General features: G+C 44.1%; 3 protein-coding genes. 2 read left to right on the top strand and 1 reads right to left on the bottom strand.

Annotated features, from left to right (window positions below; all coding sequences use genetic code 11):
• Positions 1-269 precede the first annotated feature (269 nt).
• Together VN379_RS04900 and VN379_RS04895 are read left to right on the top strand one after the other, a co-directional pair.
• Positions 270-1,556 carry an MFS transporter gene (locus VN379_RS04900; protein WP_325531387.1) on the top strand — a complete coding sequence of 429 codons (1,287 nt, stop codon included), beginning with the start codon at positions 270-272 and terminating at the stop codon, positions 1,554-1,556.
• Positions 1,557-1,992: 436 nt separating this feature from the next.
• Positions 1,993-3,414, top strand: a complete 1,422-nt coding sequence (locus tag VN379_RS04895; RefSeq protein WP_325531385.1) for an MFS transporter — start codon at positions 1,993-1,995, stop codon at positions 3,412-3,414.
• Between the two features lie 267 nt (positions 3,415-3,681).
• Here the strand turns inward: VN379_RS04895 and VN379_RS04890 are convergent, their stop codons facing one another.
• The gene (locus VN379_RS04890; protein WP_325531383.1) at positions 3,682-4,977 is read right to left on the bottom strand and encodes an MFS transporter; all 1,296 of its coding nucleotides are present in this window, start codon (positions 4,975-4,977) and stop codon (positions 3,682-3,684) included.
• Between the last annotated feature and the right edge of the window lie 93 nt (positions 4,978-5,070).

The raw sequence follows: 5,070 nt of genomic DNA, 5'->3' as shown, positions 1-5,070 counted from the left end.
AAAAACATCCCTTTGATAACTTCAGACAGTTTCTCTTCACAAAGGACATTATTTTTGGCATGTATTTTGCATTTCTAAATTAAGAGAATAACAGTAAAACTGATTGAGTAGAAGCTAGTGTATGCGCACTTGTATTATCGGCCTGTTTTGTGTTCAATTCAATCGCTATTGACGCAATCATAACTTCCTGGAAAATATAGGCAGTGAGAAATTCCGGCCGAATGATGCTTGGTATAACAGGTGCAGCAGTAATAGGGAGGATGCTTTAAATGGAACAATTACCTGAAGGAACTATGAATCAAAAACCGACACGTCAGAGACACTTATTATCATTTATTTTGCTGATTACACTGTTGATTGCATTTATGGACCGGGTGAATATCTCGGTGCTGATAGCCGACCCACAGTTTATAAATGATTTGCAATTAGAGGGTCAACCAATGAAAATGGGCATGCTCATGACTGCCTTCCTGTTTGCTTATGGAGCCTGCAGTTTTCTGCTGGCCCCTCTGGGCGACTACTTAGGCCCCCGCAAAGCCATGCTCATTGCTGTGTTTATATGGATCCTATCGATCGTAATAGGTGGTCTAACATCCTTTTTTGGGCTCCTTATTGTTTCCAGAATTCTATTGGGTATTGGGGAAGGCCTGCATTATCCGATGCAAAATACCTTTGTGAAAAACTGGTTTCCCGTAAAAGAGCGGGGCCGGGCGAATATGGTTTGGTCAATGGGAATAACCCTTGCCCCCGTTGTTAGCATGCCGTTAGTGTCGGCAATGGTCTATTACGCCGGCTGGCGTTTTAGTTTCTTTGGACTGGCATTAATCGGTCTGATTCCACTGGTATTGCTGTGGTTTTTTACAACCGACACACCCCGGCAAAATAAAAGGGTTAACAGTGCGGAGCTCGAGCTCATCGAATCCGGGCTGGCCACAGAAAAAGCCGTCCAGGGGCAATTGGAACAAGGTACCTTTAAACAAAACATAGCCGCCTTATCCAAGAATACTTCTTTTTGGCTGCTGGTTTTGTTCATGTGCTGCCAAACCTTTGTATATTTCGGTGTTATGACTTGGTTACCAGTCTATCTTAAGAATTCGCGCGGGTTTTCCTGGGCCGAAATGGGAGCATTAGCCTCGCTGCCGGGAGTAGCTGGCTTTTTTACCAAGCTGGTCTCCGGCTATGTCCTGGATGCCTTCGGACGGAGAGCGCCTGTCCTCCTGATCGCGATGATTGGTCTGGGCACAGGCATATATACTTCCGTTGCCGCTACCAGCAATGTGATGTCAGCTATATTTATCGCCCTGGGAATGGGATTTATGTCCTTCGGGACCCCTGCTGCCTATACACTGCTCCAAGACCTTGTACCGGGTAAGATCATAAGTACCGCCTCAGGAATACTGGTAGGTCTTTCGAATGCACTATCAGGCTTTGCACCGTTGGCTGTTGGCTTTGTAATTTCTGCGACAGGTCATCCTGAAAGTGGTATTGCCTTTCTAAGCTGCGCCGCTGCACTGGGTGCCGTTAGTGCATTCATTCTTCTCTTGAGAAAACATTAACAAGGTTAACGGTTCTGGCATATTAGATAAATCTTTTGCTCTTAGCATATTAAATGTTCTCTCCAACTGTATGTGGCTCGATTTCCAAGCTTTTTAGACGAAAAACGAATTCTTCCACGTGCACAGGTTTGGAAAAATAAAAAGTAACAAATAGGCTAACTAATAATTGCGAATGGCGGATGTTTCTGCTATGTTGTAGAGAGAGACATCTGTTATTCCTTTTCAGGGTTTGTGCGGAAGCTTATTTATAATACAAGCAGGACAGTTTATCTCTATTTCTGTCTTATCCTTGAATTCTTTGGTATTAATTTTACTCATAAATGTGATGTGATGAGATGAAGCGAATAAACGCTAAAATGATAGTCTATCATGATCACCATAAATGAAATAGTATAGCAAGTTACGTGTATGTACACTTAAATCAGGAGGAAGTATTATGCAAATGCTCTATTACCCTTGGTTAGTTTTTGGTATTGTAGCAGTTAGTGTTTTTTTAGCTACATTCGCTACATCTGCTGTAAACATAGCGTTGCCATTAATTACCACTTCATTGCAAACAGATTTGCTTACAGCCCAATGGGTACTATCAGGATATTTATTAGTAATGGTTTGCTGGTTACCGATAGCAGGAAGAATTGGCGATATGTATGAACCACGCAAAATTTTTAGTATTGGCTTTGGCACATTTGTTATAGGTTCTCTTCTCTGTGCGGCTTCGTATTCAATTATCATGTTGATTATAGCAAGGCTGGTTCAGGCTATCGGTACTGCCACTATAATGGCCAACAGTAATGGTATCATTGTCAGCAGTTTTCCCGCGCAGGAAAGGGGGAAAGTGTTAGGTATGGTCAGTTCGATAGCCGCGCTGGGAGCAGTAGCAGGCCCAAGCATAGCAGGTATTTTTATAGGAGTTTTTGGCTGGAAATCAATCTTCCTTTTCATGATGCCGATTGGAGTGTTTGGCTTCATTGCGACTCGTATAGTCTTACCTAGCGATAGAAAGCCCCCGCGGGAAAACTTCGACTATATTGGGTCTGTGTTGTTTACTATCATGATGGTATGCTTATTGCTATTAATCTGTTATGGACTCCAATGGTCTTGGGAGAAACAAGTGGTTATGAATCTGATATGGGTTTTCACTCTGGGGATGTTCATTTGTCAAGAGCATAAATGTTCCGCACCCATGCTTGACTTAGAAATTTTAAAAATCCATGCCTTTTTAACCGGTAACATTTCTGGAATGTTGTCGTGGATTGTCTTTTCATTTAATATCATTTCCCTGCCACTATTCTTACAAACAGTTCTTACCCTCTCTATAACTAATGTGGGATTCATGATGTCAGTTTGTCCGATAGTTATGACAATTGTAGCTCCTCTTTGTGGGAAGTTATCCGACAAAGTAGGAGCACACCGGCTTACCACGATCGGGCTAGGCTTATTGGCAATAGGTTCATACTATTCCACCAGCTTTACAGGTGAAACTATTTTGCTAAATATAGTTGCTGCCCAAGTAATAATTGGATTGGGAAATGGATTTTTCCAAGCACCTAATAATAGTATTATTATGAGTTCAGTGACTGCAGCAAGATTGGGAATAGCGGGCGGGATTAATGCACTCTTTCGCTTCTTGGGATTAGCTATAGGAACAACTATTACAATTGCCATTTTTGAATACTATCGTATTGCAAATATAACCAAAGTAATGCCCGGCAATCCTGAAATTAATACCTCATTTGTTAGTGGCTACCAGACCGCCATGTTTATCGCAGGCAGCCTTGCAATTATCGGTGCAATTCTATCATTACAGAAAGAAAAAAGTAAAATACCTAACTTGTCCAAGCTGTTCCGAGGCAAATAAGTATTTTTTATGCAAAACTTACTGCTTATCTTATAGGGGCTTCCGATCCTACCGAGATTCAGTAAACATGAAGAAACCCTAATTACAAATAAATTCTGATTTACGCAGCGTTTTTTTCACCTGCAATGCAATAAAAGAAACAGGGGACAGGAATTAAAGTCTTCCATTCGAAACAACACCCTCAGTCCCCTCGTTTTCTAGAATTGACGCGGATTGGAAAAGCATTAATTGTGGCATCCTTCGCATGCAAGTAGCTTAAAACCGATCTTATACCTTGCGAAACCAGAGAGTTATCATTGCTAGCGCCCCAACCAGGCAAAAAATCACCAGACACATCAGCCCACCAACATAACTATTGGTCGCATCGATAAAATACCCAACAACAACCGGGGTGATCGCTCCACCGGCGCTGCCTAAGCCGCTTTCGAGGCCGCTGCCTGTTGCCAATGCCTTCTCCGGCACAACCTTTTGGATCATAGACCAATGGCCTGGCAGTCCGACTACCAGCGCTGATACAGCGACCACAAGCCAAAGCGCGGCTTCTATCTGATCAGTAGCATGAGCAGCAAAATAAATCCCGGCAGCCCCTCCCAGCATATGCAGGATACCAAAGGTTGCCTTCCGTTCCACCTTATCAGTCAGATAGCCCACCACAACAAGCGCAATGACCGCAGCAGCGTAAGGTGCATTAGCCCAAAACCCCATACTTTTCCACGAGAAACCCATGGCCTCTTTCAAATAGGACGGAATCCAGGTCATAAGCCCCCACCACGCCGCAGAGCTGCATATATAAAAGATAACACACAGCCAGTAATCAAGATTGAATAAAAATCCTTTCGATGCCTCCCATGTTGTAGTTGGCTCGGTCTTCTGCTGGGCTAACGTTTCGGCTTTCAAGCCATTTTCAATATACTCCAGTTCCAGACGGTTAATTCTTTTGCTCTCCCGCGGATAGTCGGTAGTAAAAAACCAAATTAGGATTAATGGTATTATCCCGATAGCTGCCAAAGCGAAAAAGCTTGACCGCCACCCCCAGTTGCCGACAATCCACACAAATAAAGGCATGGCTATCGCCGGCCCAGCCGCCAAACCTAACAACCAGGTGGAATTCGCCCTGGCCCGCTCATTGGGTGGAAACCAATTCCGGACAAACTTCATCTGCATCGGCCAATGCATCCCTTCGCCAAGACCAAGAATGCATCTGGCAGCAATCATCCCGGCAAAGGTCGATACCAGACCGCCGTAAATACAAGAAAGTCCCCAAAATACAATCGCCAAAGCCATTACCCTGCGCGGTCCCCACCAGTCGCCCAGTGGCCCCAGTATACTATTGGCAATCGCGTAAGTAGCCAAGAATAAAGACATCAGCGAACCCATCGCCACGGCATTTCCCTTTATGCCCATCTCAGTCAAAAATGTTTCATCGGCAACAAGTACCGACACATTAACCCGGTCAAGGTATGCTACTAATAAGGTCACCAATAAAACAACGATTACGACTACCCGTTGTTTCGTCGGCTGCTCAGCCGCTTCAGCTTGTTGCATCAATACCTTTTCACTCACAGTTGTTGCCTCCCCTGCGCTAGTAATGGAATGAGTAGCACCATGTTGTGTGAAAGGTGGCCCCGAACAAGTCGGGGCCCCATTACTTTTGGC

Source organism: Sporomusa sp. (genome assembly GCF_035561255.1).
Taxonomy (GTDB): Bacteria; Bacillota; Negativicutes; order Sporomusales; family Sporomusaceae; genus Sporomusa.
The sequence above is the reverse complement of the archived record's forward strand: the minus strand, read 5'-3'. Positions and strand labels throughout refer to the sequence as shown.